19 protein-coding genes and 1 pseudogene are annotated in these 21,041 nt (G+C 36.3%); 5 read left to right on the forward strand and 15 right to left on the reverse strand.

Features of this window, described 5'->3' with window-relative positions:
• Positions 1-142 precede the first annotated feature (142 nt).
• Positions 143-484 carry a PepSY domain-containing protein gene (locus tag BCR21_RS15155; RefSeq protein ID WP_069647296.1) on the forward strand — a complete coding sequence of 114 codons (342 nt, stop codon included), beginning with the start codon at positions 143-145 and terminating at the stop codon, positions 482-484.
• Between the two features lie 66 nt (positions 485-550).
• Here the strand turns inward: BCR21_RS15155 and BCR21_RS15160 are convergent, their stop codons facing one another.
• The 6 genes from BCR21_RS15160 to BCR21_RS15185 form a co-directional block, all read right to left on the reverse strand.
• The gene (locus tag BCR21_RS15160; RefSeq protein WP_069647297.1) at positions 551-1,183 is read right to left on the reverse strand and encodes a TMEM175 family protein; all 633 of its coding nucleotides are present in this window, start codon (positions 1,181-1,183) and stop codon (positions 551-553) included.
• Between the two features lie 360 nt (positions 1,184-1,543).
• A complete protein-coding gene (gene trmB, locus BCR21_RS15165) occupies positions 1,544-2,191 on the reverse strand; it encodes a tRNA (guanosine(46)-N7)-methyltransferase TrmB (protein WP_069647298.1) in 648 nt (215 codons plus the stop codon).
• Positions 2,192-2,305: 114 nt separating this feature from the next.
• The gene (locus BCR21_RS15170) at positions 2,306-3,085 is read right to left on the reverse strand and encodes a phosphotransferase family protein (protein WP_069647299.1); all 780 of its coding nucleotides are present in this window, start codon (positions 3,083-3,085) and stop codon (positions 2,306-2,308) included.
• Between the two features lie 110 nt (positions 3,086-3,195).
• Positions 3,196-4,059 carry a D-amino-acid transaminase gene (dat, locus tag BCR21_RS15175; protein ID WP_069647300.1) on the reverse strand — a complete coding sequence of 288 codons (864 nt, stop codon included), beginning with the start codon at positions 4,057-4,059 and terminating at the stop codon, positions 3,196-3,198.
• Positions 4,060-4,061: 2 nt separating this feature from the next.
• Entirely contained in the window at positions 4,062-5,279 is a 1,218-nt protein-coding gene (locus BCR21_RS15180; RefSeq protein ID WP_084013356.1) for an ABC transporter permease, read from the reverse strand.
• A 1-nt stretch (position 5,280) separates the two neighbouring features.
• Positions 5,281-6,018, reverse strand: coding sequence for an ABC transporter ATP-binding protein (locus BCR21_RS15185; RefSeq protein ID WP_069647301.1), 738 nt, complete (start codon positions 6,016-6,018; stop codon positions 5,281-5,283).
• A 120-nt stretch (positions 6,019-6,138) separates the two neighbouring features.
• Between BCR21_RS15185 and BCR21_RS15190 the strand changes: the two are divergent.
• The 3 genes and pseudogenes from BCR21_RS15190 to BCR21_RS15200 form a co-directional block, all read left to right on the forward strand.
• A pseudogene (locus BCR21_RS15190) lies at positions 6,139-6,582 on the forward strand (HIT family protein); the annotation flags it as partial.
• Positions 6,582-6,923 carry a YtxH domain-containing protein gene (locus BCR21_RS15195; RefSeq protein WP_084013357.1) on the forward strand — a complete coding sequence of 114 codons (342 nt, stop codon included), beginning with the start codon at positions 6,582-6,584 and terminating at the stop codon, positions 6,921-6,923. The pseudogene BCR21_RS15190 and the gene BCR21_RS15195, both read left to right, overlap by 1 nt.
• A 299-nt stretch (positions 6,924-7,222) precedes the next feature.
• The gene (locus BCR21_RS15200) at positions 7,223-8,254 is read left to right on the forward strand and encodes a peptidylprolyl isomerase (RefSeq protein WP_069647304.1); all 1,032 of its coding nucleotides are present in this window, start codon (positions 7,223-7,225) and stop codon (positions 8,252-8,254) included.
• Positions 8,255-8,297: 43 nt separating this feature from the next.
• Here BCR21_RS15200 and BCR21_RS15205 read toward each other — a convergent pair whose 3' ends face one another.
• From BCR21_RS15205 to BCR21_RS15245, 9 genes are all read right to left on the reverse strand, one after another.
• Positions 8,298-8,759, reverse strand: a complete 462-nt coding sequence (locus tag BCR21_RS15205; protein ID WP_084013358.1) for an ASCH domain-containing protein — start codon at positions 8,757-8,759, stop codon at positions 8,298-8,300.
• 22 nt (positions 8,760-8,781) lie between these two features.
• Complete coding sequence (locus tag BCR21_RS15210) at positions 8,782-9,726, reverse strand: 3'-5' exoribonuclease YhaM family protein (RefSeq protein WP_069647306.1); 945 nt, start codon at positions 9,724-9,726, stop codon at positions 8,782-8,784.
• 2 nt (positions 9,727-9,728) lie between these two features.
• Positions 9,729-12,425 carry an ATP-binding protein gene (locus BCR21_RS15215; protein ID WP_069647307.1) on the reverse strand — a complete coding sequence of 899 codons (2,697 nt, stop codon included), beginning with the start codon at positions 12,423-12,425 and terminating at the stop codon, positions 9,729-9,731.
• Positions 12,422-13,654, reverse strand: a complete 1,233-nt coding sequence (locus BCR21_RS15220) for a metallophosphoesterase family protein (RefSeq protein WP_069647308.1) — start codon at positions 13,652-13,654, stop codon at positions 12,422-12,424. Before BCR21_RS15220 ends, BCR21_RS15215 begins: the two co-directional genes overlap by 4 nt.
• A 170-nt stretch (positions 13,655-13,824) precedes the next feature.
• A complete protein-coding gene (locus tag BCR21_RS15225; RefSeq protein WP_069647309.1) occupies positions 13,825-14,955 on the reverse strand; it encodes a metallophosphoesterase in 1,131 nt (376 codons plus the stop codon).
• On the reverse strand, positions 14,948-15,817 hold the full coding sequence (locus BCR21_RS15230; protein WP_069647310.1) for a phosphatidylserine decarboxylase: 870 nt from the start codon (positions 15,815-15,817) through the stop codon (positions 14,948-14,950). Before BCR21_RS15230 ends, BCR21_RS15225 begins: the two co-directional genes overlap by 8 nt.
• A gap of 21 nt (positions 15,818-15,838) precedes the next feature.
• On the reverse strand, positions 15,839-16,444 hold the full coding sequence (locus BCR21_RS15235) for a CDP-alcohol phosphatidyltransferase family protein (protein WP_069647311.1): 606 nt from the start codon (positions 16,442-16,444) through the stop codon (positions 15,839-15,841).
• A 220-nt stretch (positions 16,445-16,664) separates the two neighbouring features.
• Positions 16,665-17,006, reverse strand: coding sequence for a YlbF/YmcA family competence regulator (locus BCR21_RS15240; RefSeq protein ID WP_069647312.1), 342 nt, complete (start codon positions 17,004-17,006; stop codon positions 16,665-16,667).
• 68 nt (positions 17,007-17,074) lie between these two features.
• On the reverse strand, positions 17,075-19,237 hold the full coding sequence (locus BCR21_RS15245) for a PBP1A family penicillin-binding protein (RefSeq protein WP_069647313.1): 2,163 nt from the start codon (positions 19,235-19,237) through the stop codon (positions 17,075-17,077).
• A gap of 522 nt (positions 19,238-19,759) precedes the next feature.
• On the opposite strand from BCR21_RS15245, the gene BCR21_RS15250 reads away from it, so the two are divergent.
• A complete protein-coding gene (locus tag BCR21_RS15250; protein WP_069647314.1) occupies positions 19,760-20,716 on the forward strand; it encodes an endo-beta-N-acetylglucosaminidase family protein in 957 nt (318 codons plus the stop codon).
• Positions 20,717-21,041: the final 325 nt, after the last annotated feature.

A 21,041-nucleotide genomic window follows, 5' to 3' on the forward strand; every position in this document is an offset into this window, starting at 1 on the left:
TATGATTTCACATTCATTATAACGCAAATTTTTTCAATTGCCCACGTTTTTTGTTTTTCGATATTTTCATTCAATGTGTTAGAATAGAGTTAAAGCTGAAGAATTTTGGCAAACATTTGAAAATACTCGGAGGTTATTCCCCATGAATGAAGAAAATGAATTAAGCTATTTTAAAGGCGGACTAGCGCTTGGCGTGAGTCTGGGCATCTTAAGCGGGATCGCTTCAACTTTATGGTATCAAAAAAAACGTACGTTGGACGCTGATTTGGTTTTAGAAAGCGTGAAAGAAGCCTTTTTGAAAGAAGGACCGATCGAAGGATCTTGGATCGAGTTTGAGAAAAAACCATTACGAAAATTTGCGGTACATTCAAAGACTTATAACGGCGGAATTTCACGTTTAGAAGATGGCGTTATGGTTCAGTATGAGTTTACTGCAGACGCTTTTACAGGAACTGTGATCGATGTAAAACGAATCAAAGATTAAAATAAAAAGAACGGTTGAAGCCACAGGACAAATATGTGAGTTCAACCGTTCTTTTTTTTCAGACATTTATGATTTCCTCTTCTGTCTATTATTTCTTCGATGTTCTAACCGATGCTGCTCCTCAAATTTTTCTTCAAAATTCGTTTTTAAAAAGTAACTAATGATTGGTAACCCGATAAATAACAGCAACGCTAGCTGCGGAATAAAATAACCGATCCCCATTGCTAAAAGTATAGCGACATAATAGACATGATCGCGATTTTTATAGAGCTGTTTAAAGTGACCCACATCTTCTGTCGGCTCTTTTGCTAAAGGGATACCCGCCAAGAATAATCCGCTGAATGTTGCGTTGATGAACATTAACAATACACCATACGCCAACATCGGTACTTGTTTATCTGCGGCTTCCATCGACCATTTGGTAAATACTGGAATCAAAACCAGTGAAAAGAGAAAACACGTATTTCTGAGGACAAACCGTTCATTGATTTTCCCTACTTGTTCAAACAGTTTCCGATGGTCGTTCCAATAGCCTGCTACTATAAAAAAGCTGATTGCAAATGTAATTAAACTTTCGATAAACTGGTTAGAGACGCCGTTATAAGGAATTGGAATCTCTAAAGCTGCAATTGTAATGACGATCGCAATAACAGCATCGCTAAATAATTCTATTCTTAATTTCCCATCCACTAATGTCATTTTATTCACTTCCTTTTAAGTTTTCTACTTTAGTCAAAATGCTTCTTTGTGGGTATGTCTCATTTTATATTCTTTACAAAATTCATAGATTAAAAATAAACAAGCTAACATAAAATCATCTCCCCCTATATTTTTTATACATTATTCAAATTTAATACAGGTACCTTACAAAAAAGAATTATAAAGATACCTACATTAAATGTCAATAATAATATGTAGGTACCTGTCATATTTTCGTAAAATAAAAAAAGGCTATACATCCTAACGAAAATGTCAGAATATATAGACTTCCTTTTCATCTCACCAAAAAGTGGTCATCATAGTATAGTCAAATTTGTAACCCTATCAAAAAAAGTGTATTTACTTTTCAGCTTGAAACCTTGCTTCAACACGGTAAATAGGCTGACCTTTGGCAGAAAATTTTTCTTCGTATTCAGTCATAACATTGCCTGGATACTCACTAGCATGTAAATCCAGCCAAACTTGTTCTAAAATCATACCATATTTTGAAAAACTACTTAATGAATATTCAAATAAGCCACGATTATCTGTTTTAAAATGGATCTCGCCATTCGGTTTTAGAATTTTTTCATCTGTCGCTAAAAAAGTTTTAAACGTCAAACGACGTTTCTCATGTCTAGTTTTTGGCCAAGGATCAGAAAAGTTCAAGTAAATTTGATCCACTTCATTTTCTCCGAAATATTGCGTTAATTCTTCACCATTGACATGAAGTAATTGCAAGTTAGGCAATTCTTCTTCCAACGCTTTTTCTAACGCAATCGAAAGAACGCTTAATTGCATATCGATCCCAATATAATTGATTTCTGGATTAGCTTTTGCCATTCCGACTACAAATTGTCCTTTACCAGAGCCAATTTCGATGTGAATGGGGTGATTATTCCCAAAACGTTCAGCCCAGCGACCTTGCCACTTGGCTGGTTCATCAACGACTAATTCAGGATGACTAGCCAAAAGTTCAGCTGCTCCTGGTCTTTTTCTCATTCGCATGTTTTATGTTTCCTTTCTTTATAACAAATTTTAAGAGGGTAGGACAAAACGATCAACGTCTTGTGCTGCCCTCTATTATTCAAGTAAGCGGTGAGACTCAAATACTCAACAACTTTAATACCCAAAAGCTTGTTTCAGCTTCAAAATCTCTGCATTCATTTCTCTTTTTTCTCCAGATTGATAGTGTCGGAGAATTTCTTGCAAGAAATTGAATAACGCATACCACTTGATTCGCGTCAATGCTTCTTCACTAGGCCGCATACCATAAGATAACAGCCATTTATTCCAGCTTGCCCTAGGAACATAATGACCAAGCAACATGCCTAAATCTAAAGCAGGATCAGCAATCATTACGGAATCCCAGTCAACTAAATACAAATAATTATTCGATACGATCCAATTACGATGATTCACATCGCCATGAACGACCATATAATTATGAATAGAATAATTTGGTATATTTTCCTGCAGATAGTTATACACTCTAGCAAGATACGAATTATTTTGAAGTTCCTGAGGCAATTTCTCGCCATACGCTTGAAGCATCATCGCAGGCGAATAGATCTGACCACCAATTTTCCCCAGCATGCTTTTTAGCATATGTGAATGGTGCAAATGATAAAGTACATCCACAACGTCATTTCTTTGACCGATTTCTTGAGCTTTAAGTACTTGACCGTCTAGCCATTCTTGTGCTGTTAAAATATCGCCTGTTACTGTTCTTTTCGTCCAAACTAGCTTAGGGGCAATTCCTTCTTTAGACAATGCAGCCAAAAGAGGAGAAGTATTTCGTTTAATAAATACTCTTTCAGTCGCACGTATACCCATGAAAGTTTGGCCAGTTGCGCCTTTTATTGGCTGCAAGCGCCATTCCTTATCCAACTGAAATGCCATGGAAATTATCTCCTATCTTAACAACTTCTACTAATTATTTACAGTAAATACCATTTTAGCTTCCATAGCGTTCAACGTCAAGCATCTCTCTTGTTCTTTTCATATTCAACCTAATTTTCTGATGTTCCACATACTGCATCAACACTAGCAATATAAGCATTTCGCAACTGTTCAGTAATTTCCCCCGGTTTTCCTGTTCCGATGACATGATCATTTACTTTTACAACAGGTACGATTTCAGTTAGTGAGCCAGAAACAAAACATTCATCTGCCGTAAATAATTCTTCTTCACAGACAGCTTCTTCTTTCACTGGAATACCCAGTTCTCTTGCTAACTCGATAATTTTCTTTTTAGTGATTCCTGGTAAAATCAAATTCCCATCTGGATGGGTATAAACAGTGCCCTCTTTGACTACCCAGAAATTCGCTGCGGATGCTTCTGTTACTTTATCATCACGGACAAGCACTGCATCATCAAAGCCTTGACGGCGAGCTTCATCCAATGACAATACATTGCCCATTAAACTCAACGACTTGATATCGCAATGCAACCAACGTGTATCAGGAACTACAGCAACGCTGATCCCTTCTTCCATTTTTTTCACAGGACGCTCATACGGTCTGATATTGGCCGTTAAAACCCCTTTGACTTTTTCTGGATCTGGCAAAGCATGATTTCTCGGTGAATCGATTCCTCTTGTTACTTGAAAATAAAGTTTTCCTTCTTTGATTCCTTCGATTTCAACTAATTTCTTCAAATTAGCAGTCAACGCTTCTTTTGTAAAAGGCAAGTGCATTCTGATTTTTTCAGCACCGCTCCATAAACGATTTAAATGTTCTTCCACCATATACAGGTGACCATTATACACTCGAACGACTTCATACAAACCGTCGCCATATTGATAGCCGCGATCTTCGATATCGATTTTTACTTCTTCACGTTCAACGATTTGATCATTCCATAAAATATGCATGATTAAGCCTCCATTTTCTTCAAACGATAAGGGACATAAAACTTAGCAAACAATAAAACTTCAACAATCAGGGCAGCCACAACCATTAGCCCTTCTTTAAGATCAGGTAATGCAATCAAAACAAAGATGCTGAACAAAACTGCTGCTACAAGTAATAACACCGTTACAAGCTTACTCACAGCCTGTTTCTTTTGTCCATTTGGCACAGGATAAAGATGTGTCATCACCATATAATCAAACTGTGTGTAAATCGGGATCAATTGAAAGCCGATCAAGTAAACAAACAACATAGAGACACCCATCGAGATCCAAAATTCTTTTAGGAAAAATAAGATCACTCCAGCAACCAATACTAAGCGAATGAATAAACCGCTATACTCAGAGCCTCTTAAAAAACTACGAGCATACAGATATAAGTAAGTATTTTGACTTGTTTTCTTGATTTTGCCCAACAATGGATCAAGGAATTTCCGACGTTTCACACTGCTGGAAATTTCCGGTACATCTGTAAATAAATGAATGAACTGATAAATTCGATGCATCCGATTTTTTTCTTTTTGAACCATTCCTTCCCAGTCTAACGACACAGTTTGCTCTTTTTTATTTAATGCTATATAGAAAAATACTGCTTGTACCGCGGCGACAAGAGGACCAACTAAAGGTACAACATATAAACTAAGAACAATCACTACAAAACTTGTAACGAACCACAATGCAAACCACAAATAATGCTCTTTTGAAGAAATTTGATATAGCTCATATTTTTGTAAACGCAAATGACTCGCCTTTAAAATTCCCAACATCACAATAAAATAGAAAAATGTTGAAAAAGCCCAGCCTGTTGAAACTACTACCAAAGGCATCGACATACCACCCATCAAGAACAACGCAACTAGCGGCAACCAAAATGAGTAGCGAATGGCGCGATTTAAATAACTATTCATAACAGGTTCTTTCGGTAAAATAAAGACCTTATCTGCCTCCTCAGCCAATGTAGCAATACGGCCAATTTGCAACAACGCTAGCCAAAGAATCACAATGATTGGTCTACCCCAAACAAAATTTGCTGGTAAGGTTTTTAACACTTGAGAATAATAGAAACCTAATCCGCCTAACAAAAAGACACAAACCAAAATAAAATGGTCATTAAACACATAACGCATATACTTCATCATTTTTTTCAAATGGCGCGCTAAACGAATGCCAAAAAATCCAGACATATTAACCCACCTTTTCTTCTTTTGTTAATGCGATATAAATATCATCCAAAGAAGAGCCTGGTAAGCTAAACTCTTCACGCAGCTCTTCCATTGAACCCACGGCCCGAACTTCCCCGTCATGTAAAACGACAAAACGATCACAGTATCGCTCAGCTGTAGCTAAAATATGCGTCGACATCAAGATTGCAGCTCCTTGATTACGCATTTCATCCATTAATTCTAGTAATGCATGAATTGCCAAGGGATCCAGACCTAAAAATGGTTCATCAATGATATATAAACTCGGCTCGATCAAAAAGGCACATAAAACCATCACTTTTTGTTTCATTCCTTTTGAAAAATTAGCTGGAAACCAGTCTAATTTATTTTCTAAACGGAATGTTTTTAATAACGTATCTGCGCGCTTAAATGCTTCTTCAATTGGGATATCATAAGCCATCGCTGTAATTTCAATATGTTCTCTCAAAGTTAACTCTTCATATAAAGAAGGCGTTTCTGGAATATAACCGATTTTTTTTCGATAACTTTCCGGCTGCTGTTTTAACGTCTCGCCATCAATAGCGATTTTACCTTTTTGCGGCGTTAATAATCCGATTACGTTTTTGATCGTCGTACTTTTACCAGCACCGTTCAAACCGATTAAACCAACCATTTCGCCTGATTTCACTTCAAAATTAATATCTTTTAATACAGGAACATGGCCGTAGCCTCCTGTTAAATGTTCGATTACTAAACTCATTTTATTTCCTCCAACTTATTTTATCATGAATCTATTATACCACGAACTTTTTGAAGGTTTCATGAACTTTTCCTCCCAAATAAATTTCAAGGTATGGTAAAGTAAAAGAAACAACAAAAAGAAAGAAGGGAAACCATGACAGATTGTATTTTTTGTAAAATTATCAATCAAGAAATTCCAAGCTATAAAGTTTATGAAGACGACAAGGTTTATGCCTTTTTAGACATTACTCAAGTGACAAAGGGTCATACACTCCTTGTTCCAAAAGAACATGTAACGGATATTTTTGAGTACGAACCTGCACTTGCAGGCGAAGTCTTCGCGCGTGTTCCTAAAGTAGCAAGAGCGTTAGAAAAAGCATTTCCGCAGATGCAAGGATTAAATATTATCAATAATAATAAAGAATTAGCGTATCAATCTGTTTTCCACTCTCATATCCACTTGATCCCACGTTACGGAAAAACAGATGACTTCTCTATTCATTTTGGAAATAATCAGGAAAGCTATTCTTCTGAAGAAATGCAGGAAATAGCTGAAAAAATCATGAAGCAGGTGGAACAATAATGGGAAAATTTTCTAAAGGAATTTTATTTGGAGCTGTCGTCGGTGCGGCTAGCGGTTTACTTTTTGCCCCAAGAAGTGGTAAAGCCACTCGTCAAAAATTTGTCGATGAACTAGAAGATTGGTCTGATTTAAAAGAGGATTTTACTGAAAAATTAGATCAGTTCAAAGATTCAGCACAAGCATTGCAAGCTGCTGCTGATATGTATATTGAGCCTTTTATTGATGGCATCAACCAAGACGTTGAAAATTTCATGTTTCAAGCAGAGCCACGTTTAGACCAAATCCAAGAACAAGTTGAAAAAATCCAATCTGAATTACCTGAGATGCCTTCAGAAGACTAATGATTTTTGAGGATAAAATACTATTTTATTGCATTTTATCCTCTTTTATCTGTTTTAATTCAATTAATTATATTTTCCAATTTCATTAACTCATTTAATTCATCAATCAAACTCGTAATTTAGACTAAATTTCTTAAAATCCTCCATTTTTATAGATGAAATTGTGTCCTAAATTCGAAAATTTTTTGAAACTATTGATTACGTATTTCTTTTATCAAACATAGTGTGGTATAGTTATAACCGTGAGAATTAATTTCTACATAATAAAAAATAAAACAAACTTAGGAGTGCTTACGAAAATGAAGAAAAAATTAATCTTAGCTGCAGCAGGCGTATTCAGTGTTTTTGCATTAGCTGCTTGTTCAGGCGGTTCACAAGACATCGCAACAATGAAAGGTGGAACAATCACTGTTGAAGACTTTTACAACAAAACTAAATCAAGTCAACAAAGCCAACAACTCGTTCAACAAATGATCGTTTTTAAAGTATTTGATCAAAAATACGGTAAAGATGTTTCAGAAAAAGAGGTTCAAGCTAAATTTGACGAATCTAAGAAATCCATTGAAGACCAAGGTGGGAACTTTGTTGACCAATTGAAACAAGCTGGTCTTACAGAGAAAAGCTATAAAGAACAAATCAAACAAAGCTTAGCTTACCAAGCTGGAATCAAAGCACACATCAAAATTACAGATGAAGATTTAAAAACTGCTTGGGAATCATTCCACCCAGAAGTAGAAGCACAAATGATTCAAGTTGCTACTGAAGACGAAGCAAAAGAAATCAAAAAACAATTAGATGATGGTGGCGACTTTACAAAAATCGCTAAAGAAAAATCAACTGATACAGCTACAAAAAAAGATGGCGGCAAAGTGAAATTTGACTCTCAAACAGAAACAATTGCTCCAGCAGTAAAAGAAGCTGCATTCAAATTAAAAGACGGTGAAGTTTCTGAACCGATTCAAGCAACTGATGCAACTGGTTACCAATCAACATTCACTATTGTAAAAATGGTGAAAAATAAAGAAAAAGGCAACGACATGACTCCTTACAAAAAAGAGTTGAAGAAAATTGCTGAAACAACAAAACAAAATGACTCAGCCTTCACTCAAAAAGTGACATCAGAAGTTTTAACTGAAGCAAATGTTAAAATCAAAGATGACGCCTTCAAAGATGTATTGGCTGGCTTAGTTGAAACAAAAGATTCAGCTAAATCAAGCGATTCTTCTAAGAAAGAAGAAAAAGAATCTAAATCAAGTGACTCTGAAAAATCTAAAGATTCATCTAGTAAAACAGAAGAATCATCAAGCAAGACTGAAGAGTCTTCTAAATAAGCACAACAAAAAAAGAGATGAATGTCATCTCTTTTTTTGTGCATTATTTTTGAAAAACTAATTCAAAAAGTTCATATACAATCAACATACCCTCAGAAAAAGTAAGCCCATACGCCTCTAACTCTTGCTCAAAAAAAGGTTGGTGAACACTACGCCAATACTTTAATGTCCGATTCCCTTCTCCTTCGAGATAGCCATGAACTTCTGAGATTTGAGAATAGGGAAGAATATCAACTACTTTTGTACAAATAATCGCTTGTGCTTGATCATTGCCGTCCAAAAGTACACTATAATTTCCAACTTCTGGCAATTTCTCCTCTTCCAAACCTAATTCATATAAAAGATGTAACGAAGACGTACCCGTTTTTTCTCCTTTAATAACGCCAACTAACAGTTCATCCGCCATTTTAGGTGAATTTCCAAAAGACCAAGCCTCATATTCATCATGCATGATTCCATGTTGATTTTTAAATTGTGTCCATAAATCGATCACTGATTGATTCATTTTCATCCCCTGCCTAGTTCACTTAAATATCTTTCGGCACATAAAAACTACGATTATCTAACCCAAAGATACGATCAGTGTATTGTCCTGGTTCTGTTTGACGAACTGAGCCTAACATCATTTGGATCGACGCATCGATATTGTCGATTTGATGCAATACTTCTGCTTCCATGATGCGTGGTCTAACAGGTGATCCATATTCTAATAAGCCGTGATGTGCTAAAACCATATGACGTAAAACGATCACATCTTCATCATTCTCATCGATTTTCAACGCAATACAAGCCTTTGTGATTTCTTCATCTACAAGAACTAAGTGCCCAATCAGATTTCCTGAAAGTGTATATTCAGTGGTCATGGCACCTGACAGTTCTTTGACTTTCCCTAAATCGTGTAAAATAATTCCTGAATAAAGTAATGCTGCATTCAGTTCATTGTATTCTTTACAGATGGCTTTCCCTAAACGAAGCATAGAAACTGTATGATACGCTAAACCATTTGCAAATGCATGATGATTTCTTTTCGCTGCTGGATAATCAAAAAATTCTTTTTGGTATTGTGTTAATAAGTAACGAACGATCCGTTGCCAATGCGCATTCGTGATTTCAAACACCGTTTGATTGATTTCTTCAACCATATCTTCTCGTTTCAATGGCGCCCGTTCCATATATAAGGTTGGCTGACTAGGTTCATCTGGTCGTGCAACACGCATATGAATAATTTTCACTTGAGGATTTCCTTGATATACTTCCCTTTTTCCATTTAAAAGAATAACATTTCCAGCTGTATACCGGCTAATTTCTTCTTCTGAAGCATCCCAATATTTCCCATCGATCGTGCCTGATGTATCTTGAAAAGTAAATGCGATAAATTTTTTACCATTTTTTGCCATGCGTACATCAGCATTTTTGATCAAAAGAAATAATTCAAACATTTCATCTACCGTTAACTCACGAATTTTTTTCATACTTATGCTCCTTCTAGTTCAATAATCGGTTGTTTTAACTCTTTATAATAGCTTACCATTTCTTGGTCAGAAGAAAAACAAATCACTTGTTGATGTTCAGAAAAAACGGCAAATAGTTGTGCTAATTGCTCTTTTCTTTGACTATCGTAATGAAGCCAGCCGTCATCTATTATGATTGGGCATAAACTACGTTGCTCTTGTAAATAAAGAAAAGCAAAACGAACCGCCATGATGACTTGATCTCTTGTCCCTGTTGATAGCTCATGCAGCATAAAACGCTGCTGATCTTCACGAATAACGATCAATTGGTCTTCATGTAGCTGAATTCCTCGATACGTGTTTTGAGTCAAAAGTTTAAAATAATCTGTCGCTTTTTTCAATAAATTAGGCAATTGTTTTTCTGATAATTCTGTTAAAAGGTCCATCAACAATTGACCAGCTAACTGATGAGCTGACCACTCTAAAGCAAGTTCTTCGATCTCTGTTTTCAGCTCAGCCTGTTCTTGATAAAGCTCATCTAGCGTACCATCTGACAACATTTGTTGACGTTGATAAAGAATTTTTTGTTCTTTTTCCTGCAATTGTTGGATACTCTCTTCTATCTCATTGAGTGCTTGGGATAGTTCTTTTTGTTTAGATGGCAGTTGTTTTGGATCACTTGATTCAGGGTATAAACCTACTAACATTGTTTGTAGTTCCTGTTTTCGTTTGTGATTAGCTTTACCTTCTTGGTAACTTTGGACCTTATCTGGAATCTCATTGATAGAATTTATCTGAAACCGTTGCAACAGTGGTCTGGCTTGATCAATCACTTGTTGCTGCTTTTCTTTAACTTCACGAATCGTCTGACGTGAGTATGCATCCGCCTGATATTCTTGTGCAAAACGAACTTTCTCCATTTTGTCAGCAAAACTACTGATCACACGGATTCTTTGAGCTAAGGTCGTTCCAGCGATCGGCAACCTTGCTGTATAGCGTTCAGTCTGTTCAGCTAATTTAGTCACACGTTTTTGATCTTCTTTCAGTTGATGTTCAAGCTCTTGATTCGTATTAAGTAAAATCAAATAGCGAGTAATATCTGAACGATGAGTCAGCCAAAATTCGACTTGATCCATGCGACCTAAATGGTTTTCCTTCACTTTTTGAGCAATAAAACGTGCCATTTCATTTTCTTCTTTATGGATTTTTTTGATTTCTGCTTTTATTTTTACTAATTGGTCATTCAAGTAATCCAATTGAGATAACTTTTCCTGCCATTGCCGTTTTTCATTTTCATAGGCATCTTTTGGTTGATAAAATAGCGGTAATAAACATGCAAGCAAGAATCCTGCACTTAAAACGAAGGTTCCATACCGAATCGGTACCGGTAAAAAGAAACTCAGTAATAGAATGATTCCTGCAAATCCACAAAAAACCAAATTAACTGTTTTTTTCGTTTGACGATGGTTTTTCCGAAACATTTCTTTATTAATCGTTTCAAAGGTACTTAAATTTTCTTCCCGAGTCGCTATTTCTTCTTCTAATAACTGCAAATCAGTCTGAGTCGTTTGCAATTTGACCGTCCGAGAAACAATCTCATCTCTCATCTCGTTGACCGCTTGCTCTTCAAAAGACAGTTGCGGTGGGGTCTCAGAATTCCAGCCCCATTTTTTTTCTAAAGGAAACATTTCTTGTTGATTTTGCTGTAAAGATTGGGTCATCCAGCTAATTTCAGAAAGTAACTTGTCAATATCATACCGTTGATTGAGTAATTGTTGGATGTGTTCTTCTTCTTTTAAATAAAACTGATAGTCATCTGTTTGATCTTCTGTCTCACTTTGGGCTGCAATACTTTGATTTAAACGCGTCAGTTCTTCGCTCAAAAAACGGTGCTGTTGGTAAATAGAAAGTAAGGTCTCTTGCTCTTCTGGCTGTATCACTGCAATCGTTTTTGATTGTTCGATAGATTGCAGCTCTTCATATAAAGGTAAGTTCATCACTTGTTTTTCTACGAGCGCCAGCTGATTCTTGATTTCTTGCGCTGTTTGGCGTTTTTCTGCAATCAAACTCTCCGTGTCTGCTAGTTCTACAACTAATTGTTGGAAAGGACGTTCCTGTTGTTCTTTTTCGTTGATACGCTGTTGTAGGCTTTGATATGCGTTCAATTTTTGATTTAATGGCGGCTGACTTCCTTTGCCTTTGTAAATGGTCTGAGCGCTCTTAAAATAGTCTTCTCTGCTTAATAATAGCTGCTGACTCCCCGATAACCCCAAAGAAAGCAGAGAGGTTTGCAATTCTTCTTCGTTTAATTTTTCTAACTGGCTAAGTTGTTCCTGCTGGAAAGTGAATACTGACTGAAATAGCTCTTTGGTCAGTGGATGGATCATCTTTTCCAACAGCGCTTCATCCCCAATTTGATCATTAAAATAAACTTTCGCTCGTCCTTTATTTTGACCTTTAAAACGTTCTACCTGCACTTCTCCATAAACTGGATGTGCAAACCACAAACGTCCCCCATAGGCTGCACCATTTTTCGGCTGATAATCTTTTTTCCGTTTACCTTTGGCTGGAAAACCAAAAAGCATTGCTTGAATAAATTGATAAATCGTTGATTTACCCGCTTCATTTGCGCCAAATAATAATTGGTTTTTTGGTAAAAATTCAATTTTGTGTTGCTGCCATTTGCCAAATCCAACAAGTTCTATTGCAATGAGTTTCATGATTGATCCTCCTGAATGACAAAATCTTCTTTGATCTTTTGATCTGCCTGTTCAACACTACGCTCACGCCACTCTTCATTGATCTGTACAACTGAAGAAAATAATGGATTTTGAACAAGTTCCTGCAAGGTATTCAAAAATATATCTGATTGTAAATAGTTTTTTTCTAATTGATTTAATAATTCTGGTGCAGCGGCAATCATTACTTTCTTGTCAAGACTGTCGTTCAGCACCTCTACTTGGAATAAAAACAGTGATTGATTTGATTGTTGCAATATGGTTGTTTGCAAATATTGAAGTAATTCACCGTTTTCATAGGATAGGCGAAATTCTTCACCCAGATGTTGTGTATCAGTTAACTGCACCTCCTTTAAAACCACTTGTTTTTCATTTACTTCACCCTCTAAAAGATGCCCAGTAAGAATGGTCAATGCTTCTTGTAGACTTAACGCTTGGCGCAATGAATACTTCTCCACTTGCCAATTAATTTGAGCTACTGGTTCAAATCGAACTGTCGCATGCCCTGATTCTATCGAAACGATCGCCACACCTTGAACCGTCCGTTCTTTTTTCGTATGCCCTTGCGGTGTTCCTGGATATACGATCAAAGGCGATGCACTCACTACTTGCGGCTGATGAATATGCCCTAATGCCCAATAATCATAGCCTTTGTTTTTCATCTGGTTGAACGAAAATGGTGCATAATTCTGCTGACCATTATTCGTCGTATCCCCATGATAAATTCCAATATGTAAGTCCGCCGCCTGATCTTTTGTTGGAAAATCTGATAGTTTATCCTCATTGATCCAAGGATGCTCATAACTAAAACCTGTGACTGCTACTTTTTCTTGATTCTTCGTCATAAAATAATGCGTTTCAACTTGTTCTTTCTGAAAAAGAAACATATTTTCAGGAAAATCAAACCAATAACGCTCGGCTAGATAATAATCATGGTTACCAAATGTCATGATCACAGGAATTCCCGCTTGATCTAAACGCTTCATTTCGTCGATAAAATATGCTTGCGTTTTGATCGATGTTCGACTTTGGTGAAAGGTGTCTCCTGCAAAAATAACTGCATCTACCTGATTTTTTAGTGCTATATCAACAATCGCTGTGATGACTTTTTGATTGGCTTGCTGTAGTTTTTCAACGATTTGTTTCGGACTATTTTTGAGGCCTTCAAAAGACCGATCCAGATGTAAATCTGCCGTATGCAATACTTTCATTAGATCCTCCTATCCGCCCTAATTGTTTTCTTTAATCATATCATTTTATTTAGAAACGGTCAGTAAAAATATACGAAAATTTGTTCGTTTTTCATTTTTTTGACGATATAAAAAGAAAGAAACTAAAATTCAACTCTATGAGTTTCATTCCAGCCTCTATTTGCTAAACTTTATTCTGTCGAGATTTCAATTTGAACAATCTCACTTTGAGTTCCGATTCGCATCGGTGGTCCCCATGTGCCAACGCCAGAAGAAACAATTACTTGAGGGCTATTTTCATTTTTACGATAATAACCGTAATCCACAGTGAAATACGCTTTTGTGACTAAATTAAAAGGAAAAATTTGACCTTGATGCGTATGTCCTGAAAGAATCAATTCATTCGCCTGCTCATATTCATCAATATTTGATGGCTGATGATCTAGGATGATTTTGGGAAGTTTGTTGCCCACTTTTTTGAATTGCTCTTGCATGCTTTTTCTACTGCCATCTTGCGACCCAATCGGTCGGCTGTCTTTTCTGCCGACTACTAGAATCTCCTCACCAATAACCGTTATCTGGTCTTCCAACAACGTAATATTTGATGCTTCAACAAGTGCCTTCATCTTACCAAAAGTTTCTCCAGCGTCATGATTGCCCCAACTCATATACGTTCCATAAGTAGAGGAAAGTCGTTTGAATTGTTTTTCCATGCCCAACGTATCTTGCAAAGCTTTATAATTCCCATCAAACAAATCACCTGAAATAAACACAATATCTGGATGCATTTGATTGATTTTAGTCACGATCTTTTCTAGCTTCTTCACGTCATTTACATAACCTAAATGTAAATCGCTGATCAATACAGCCTTTAGCTTTTTTTGCTTATTATCAGCTGATTTATCGATCGTCACTTGATAGTTCACCGTTCTGATTTGCTGTGCTTGCCATGAACCATAGCAGAATAACACAACAATCAATATCGTTGAACCTAACCAAACAAATAGTTCTGTCTTCGATTGAAGTATCGTGATTTTACCTGTAATTTTCAAGATCAAATCTGTCAACCCAAAAATAACCAGAGATAAAAACCAAAATGATAACCAGTAGCTACCTATTTTCCCAACAAAACCACCCACATTCGCATCAAACATTAGCATCGTCAGCATCGATGAAATCGCAAATAAGCCAATGATCCCCCACAAAATAAGCGGGTGTTTAAAAAACGAAAACTGTTCTAGTATAGAAAGGAATTTTCTACCGATGTAAAAATTGCTCAAAAGGAATAATAAGCCAACTATTAAAAATGCTACTTTATTCATGCCTTCCCTCCATTTTTTCGCCAACGATTTGTCCAAATTTCACGATTGTTTCGAGATTATTTTCGGTATTCAGCCAAATTTCTGGGTCGATCGTGACTTGATTTTCTTGGAATAGTAGTATCACTGTTGAACCACCAAATTCAAACCAACCTTTTTTTTCAAAACGCTCACAGTTTCCCGAATTTTTTAGATTTTTGATTTTCCCTACCATTAGGGCACCGACTTCGATTTGAGCTATTTTCCCGAAATTTTCCGTTTCAATGACCGTTACTTCTCTTGAATTTCTTGAAAAAACGGGTTCGTTATGAATCGCAATCGGCTGTACAGTGTGAAACACACCTGCTATTTTCTGATGCGCTAGAATAGTTCCTTCATCAATAAAATAGTAATGATGATAATCATCTGGTGTTAAACGAAAAATGACAGCACAGCCGCCTTGCCATTCTTTTGCAAGGCTTGTGCTATCAAGTAACTCTGAAAGAGCATATTCTGAATGCTTCACTTTAAACGTTTGATTTGCGCTGATTGGATAGACTGTGACTTTGCCATCACACGGCGCACTCAACAATGTTTTGTCTTCGGAGAGTGTGCGCGCTTCCGGTTTGATTTCTCGCATAAAAAAATGGTTGAAAGAACGATAAGTCATAGGTTCATATTCGTCCATTTGAAGTTTATTTTGCTTAATAAATCGATTGATCATTCCTTTTGAAAGAGAGCTATTTAAATAGGCTCCAGCCACTTTTGTAAGTGGTGGTTGGATAAGCCCCTTTAAAATAAAACGTCCAATCGGATTTTTATATAAAAAATTTAATGACCAGCTATCATTTTCTGTGATAAGCTTTGTTCTAAAACGCGTCTCCATCTATTTACCCCTTTGAGAAATTTACCGAACAAAAAAAGCAACGACCGCACCTACAAAGGCTCCGAAAGCTAATTTTCTAGGATCGACCTTTCTGATTTTCACCTTTGAAATAAACAAGAATCCAATGGTCAATAATGCTGCTGGGTAAACGAGTGTAATTGCAATATGGAAACGACCTGCAATAAAGAACAACAACGGAATCAATGCTGCACTACTCGTTACCGGCAATCCTTCGTAATATTCTCGACATCCTTCAGTGTGTTCTTTTCGTTCCATTTCCGTCACATTATAGTGTGCTAAACGGATCAACGCTGCTAAAATATAAAAGACAAATAATGGCAAATAAATTCCTTGTTTAAGTCCAGATGCATAGCCTAAAACTGTTGGGAAAACCCCAAAACTAATCAAATCAGCAAGTGAATCAATTTGAATACCGTAGCACATCTCACTTTTTGTGCGCTCTTTCATGTTCGCAACAAAACCATCAAACATATCACAAATGCCAGAAAGTGCCAAACAAAAAATCGCTTCAACAACATGCTGAGTCAACGCTAAATACATTCCGACTATAGAAAAAACTGCGTTTCCATAAGTTAGAATTACTGTGTAATCATAAATACCAATCATACCTTTTGTTCCCCAATCCTTTTTTTCTTTTAGTATTACTATATCATTAAAGTAGGAGAATTTGGGATATTTTTTAAGATTCCATGTGTTTTTTAACACTGAAAATCGTTTCCGTTTCATATAATTAGTATACTTATGCAAAAAGTCTTTAAAAATAGTGAAAGATATTTCTTCTCAACTATCTCTAAAGACTTTTTATATTCATTATATTTTAGAGTTCTTAATCGTTATACAGATCACGAATCGGTGTCATGATAATACGGTTCAAATCGTTCACGATCATGCTAAATGCTTGTTCTTTTTGCATCAATTGGTTGATCACTTCTGCTTGTTGAACTTCAGTTGCTAAAGCTTGTGCTTTTTCAGCATCTTCTTCTGAAAATTCTTCGCCACGCATTTGTTTTTCTTGTAATCCTTGTTGGAACGTTTGGAATTCTTTAAATAATTTGTACGCTTCTTCATCTGCTTTTACTTCAGCATAGGCTTGTTCTAAGGCTTTAAATTCTTCCATTTCACGTATTTCGCGTTCTACTTGATTGGCTGTATCATAAATATTGCTCATTCAATCTCCCTCATTTCTATAAATTCTTCTCTTTGATTGTACCATTCTTTGATTCGTTTTCAAACCGATTATTCTCCTGTCAAACCGCCAAAGAAGTCTTTCAGTCCATTTTTCGTTTTGTCCCAGCCTTCTTTGATTTTACCGCCGATATCTTTAGCGCCTTCCTTGACTTGACCACCGATATCTTTGACACTGTCTTTCCAGGCATCATCATTTTCAGTTGTTGGCACTTCACTTGCTGGTTGTACAACGCCACCTGTTGCATAGGCATCTGCTACTGTAAAAGGTGTTTGCGCTGTGTAAGGTAAAATTCCTTGGGTTTGGCTACTGAAAACGGTCGAAGCATGTGTAGCACTACTACCTTGTAGATAATGGCTTTCACTCGTTTGTTCAAAGCCTAACCATGTTGCAACTACCACATCTGGCGTATACCCAACAACCCATTGGTCATTGGTTTTATCTGTATCAAAGTTAGTTTCTGTCGTTCCGGTTTTCCCAGCCATGACATAGCCTGCTGGATCGGCATTGATTCCAGTTCCTGAGCTAAATACACCTAAAAGCATACTTGTCATTTGATCTGCGGTATCTTTTGTAATAATTTGTTTCGTTTTAGCATTGGTATTATCTACAATCACTGCCCCTGTAGAATCAACGATTTTTGTAATCAAATGTGCTTCTGACTGGGAGCCACCTGTTGCAAATGGGCTATATGCATTCGCCATCGTCATTGGAGAAACACCTGTTTTCAAGCCACCAAGTGCTAATCCATAATACTTGTCTTCTTTCGCCAAAGGAATACCGAATTTCTCTGTTTTCTCAAAGCCTTTATCCAAACCTATTTTATGCAATGTCCAAACAGCAGGTAAATTCAAACTTTCACCTAAGGCTTGGTACATCGGTACTTCACCGCTGTTTGTCCGACTATAGTTTTCAGCTGGATAATAATTTTGCGGTTTATCTTCTAATATACTATTTGGTTTCATTCCTGATTCTAATGCCGGTGTATACACCGAAATTGGTTTCAATGATGATCCTGGTGAACGTTTGGTTTGAGTCGCAAAGTTAAAGCCACGATACACGTGTTCGCCACGTCCTCCTACAACACCTTGAACTCCACCAGTCTTTGGATCAAGTGCGACGGAACCACTTTGAACCATTGCACCATCTTCTGCGTTTGGCGGGAATAATGCATCATTGGCATAGGTTTGTTCCATCGCTTTTTGATAATTTTGATCTAATGCTGTGTAGATCTTATACCCTTTATTCAGTAAATCTTCTTCTTTTAAGCCATATTTATTAACTGCTTCGTCGATGACCGCATCAAAATAATAAGGATATCGGTAATCCGAATTTTGGTCAGAATAATTGTCCGTCAATATACTATTCATATCGACACCCGCTTGAGCATCGGCTTCTCCTTGAGATAATTTACCATTATCTACCATTAACTGTAAAACCGTATTACGGCGATTAACGGCATTTTCAATATAGTCTAGCGGATTATAGATACCAGGACCTTTTAGCATACCGACTAACGTTGCTGCTTCACCCACTGATAATTCACTGGCACTGACCCCAAAGTATTTATGTGACGCATCTTCAATTCCCCAAACCCCGTTACCGAAATACGAATTATTGAGATACATTTCTAAGATTTGCTGTTTGTCGTATTTTTTCTCAATTTCAATGGCTAAAAATAACTCTCTTGCTTTACGAGTCATTGTTTGTTCTTGGGTAAGATAGGCATTTTTAGCTAGTTGTTGTGTAATCGTACTACCTCCACCACCGCCACCAATCATACCGAGACTCAATTTCCCAACCACTGCTCGTAAAAGTCCTTTGATATCATAACCATGATGGGTTTCAAAATTTCTATCCTCAGTTGAGATCAGGGCATCTTTGACGTGTGGAGAAATTTGATCTATTGTGACAAATGTTCCTTTTTGCCCAAACAGCTTTCCTGCTTCTTCTCCATTTTTATCATAAATGACTGTTGATTCTTCTAACCCTTTTTTCAAGGCACCAACATTCGCTGATTTTGCTAAGGTAAATAGATAGATGCTTGTCACTAATATGACGACCATCCCTAAAAGCAAAATAATCTTATTGATTTGATATTTCTTCCAAATTCGCTTTCTCCAGTGATGAAAACGAATAAGATATGGTTTGATCCAAGTCCAGAAGCTTTGGAAACCAGATTTTATTTTTCCCATAGTTGTTTTAAAGTCCATAGTGCTCCCTCTTTATATAAAAGTTTCTAAGTCATTTTAACATAAATTGCTGCTCTTATTCATACGGCTTTAGCATGAATAATGGGCATAGATTTTGTTTTGCTTATTCTACCATGCTTTTCTTTTATTTTTATGTAGAAAAGTTTAAGAATCTGTCAAGAAATAGACGATTTTAAAGGTTTAAATACTGATTCGAGTAATAATTTCTTATTTTCATTGCAAAAAAATGCTAATTTAACATGAAATTGATCATAAAAAATTCATATTTCCCCTTTATTATATATGTATACCAACAAACAACCCTAACAAAACACTTTTTCATTTTTTAACTCCTTTTTCCCACTCTTCCCCAAAGAGTGGGTCTCTTTTTGTTCTGAGAAAATTTTCAACTAAAACTCCCAGACATGAAACTTCTACCTAGATCATTTTTTAGAGCCTCTCTAATTGTTATTACGGATTTTTTTATGCTACACTTGCTCTGGAATGTAACCGTTTTACAAAAGATAGAAGAGGAGAATTTTTATGTCTAAAAAGTTAACATTTTTACTTATTCCGATTTTCTTTTTACTAAGTTTTAGTCTGATACCCAATCTGTCAAATGCAGCACAAGCAAACTCAAAAGATCCAATCATGATGGCTTATTACCGTACATGGCGAGATGTTACGATGCCTCACGATGCAAATTCTACATTACCTGATCAAAACGTCACTGCGATGACCGATATCCCAGATAGCGTGGACATTGTCTCTGTTTTCCATTATGTCAATCCTGGGACAGATCAACAGAAATTTTGGAATACCTTGAAAGACACTTACGTTCCAACATTACATGCTAGAGGAACTCGTGTCATTCGGACGATCGATATTAGAGAAGTTTGGAATGTTCCTCATACAGGGACAACACCAACCACAGCAGAATATGATAAATACGCACAACAACTGATTGATACTTATCTGACTCCTTGGAATTTGGATGGATTGGATATTGATATGGAGTCTAGTTTGACTGCTAAACAAGAAGAAATGGCTGCGGGTACGTTCAAAGCGTTATCTAAAAAATTAGGTCCGAATTCTAATACTGGGAAGTTGTTGATTTATGATACAAATAAAGATAATCATTCCTTATTCAAAAAAGTTGCTTCTTACGTTGACTATCTATTTATCCAAGCATACGGGCGCTCAGCTAGTTCTTTAGATAATACATGGAATACGTACAAGACTTCGGTTACGCCACAACAGTTTCTTCCAGGTGTCTCTTTCCCAGAAGAACAAGATAATAATCGTTGGAACGATACTGTAGAACCTTATGAAACAAGTCGCGCATACTCTTATGCGAAATGGAATCCAAAAGATGGCCAAAAAGGCGGTATGTTCGTTTATGCAATCGATCGGGATGGCAAACAATTTGGTGATGATACGATCACAAAAACCGATTTTAGTTGGACCAATCGCTTAAGCAATTCGATGAAGAACAACTAGTTAGAGGATTTTGTTTGAATCTTAAACACTTCTTTAGAAAAGCTTTACAGTTTTGGGTAAATTAATACACAAAAAATTCATATTTGTTTTGTATTATATATGTATACCAACAAACAACCCTAACAAAACACTTTTTCATTTTTAACTCCTTTTCCCACTCTTCCCCAAAGAGTGGGTCTTTTTTTGTTCAAAAATAGTTTGTATTTATCGTATATATATATTGAACATAAATCATTTTTATTTCTTTTTTCCCTCAAAACACCTTGCAATCTAAAAAGAACAATACTATAATCAAAAGGTAACATAAAAACAACTTAATAAAAAA

Source organism: Enterococcus ureasiticus, assembly GCF_001730285.1.
Taxonomy (GTDB): Bacteria; Bacillota; Bacilli; order Lactobacillales; family Enterococcaceae; genus Enterococcus_L; species Enterococcus_L ureasiticus.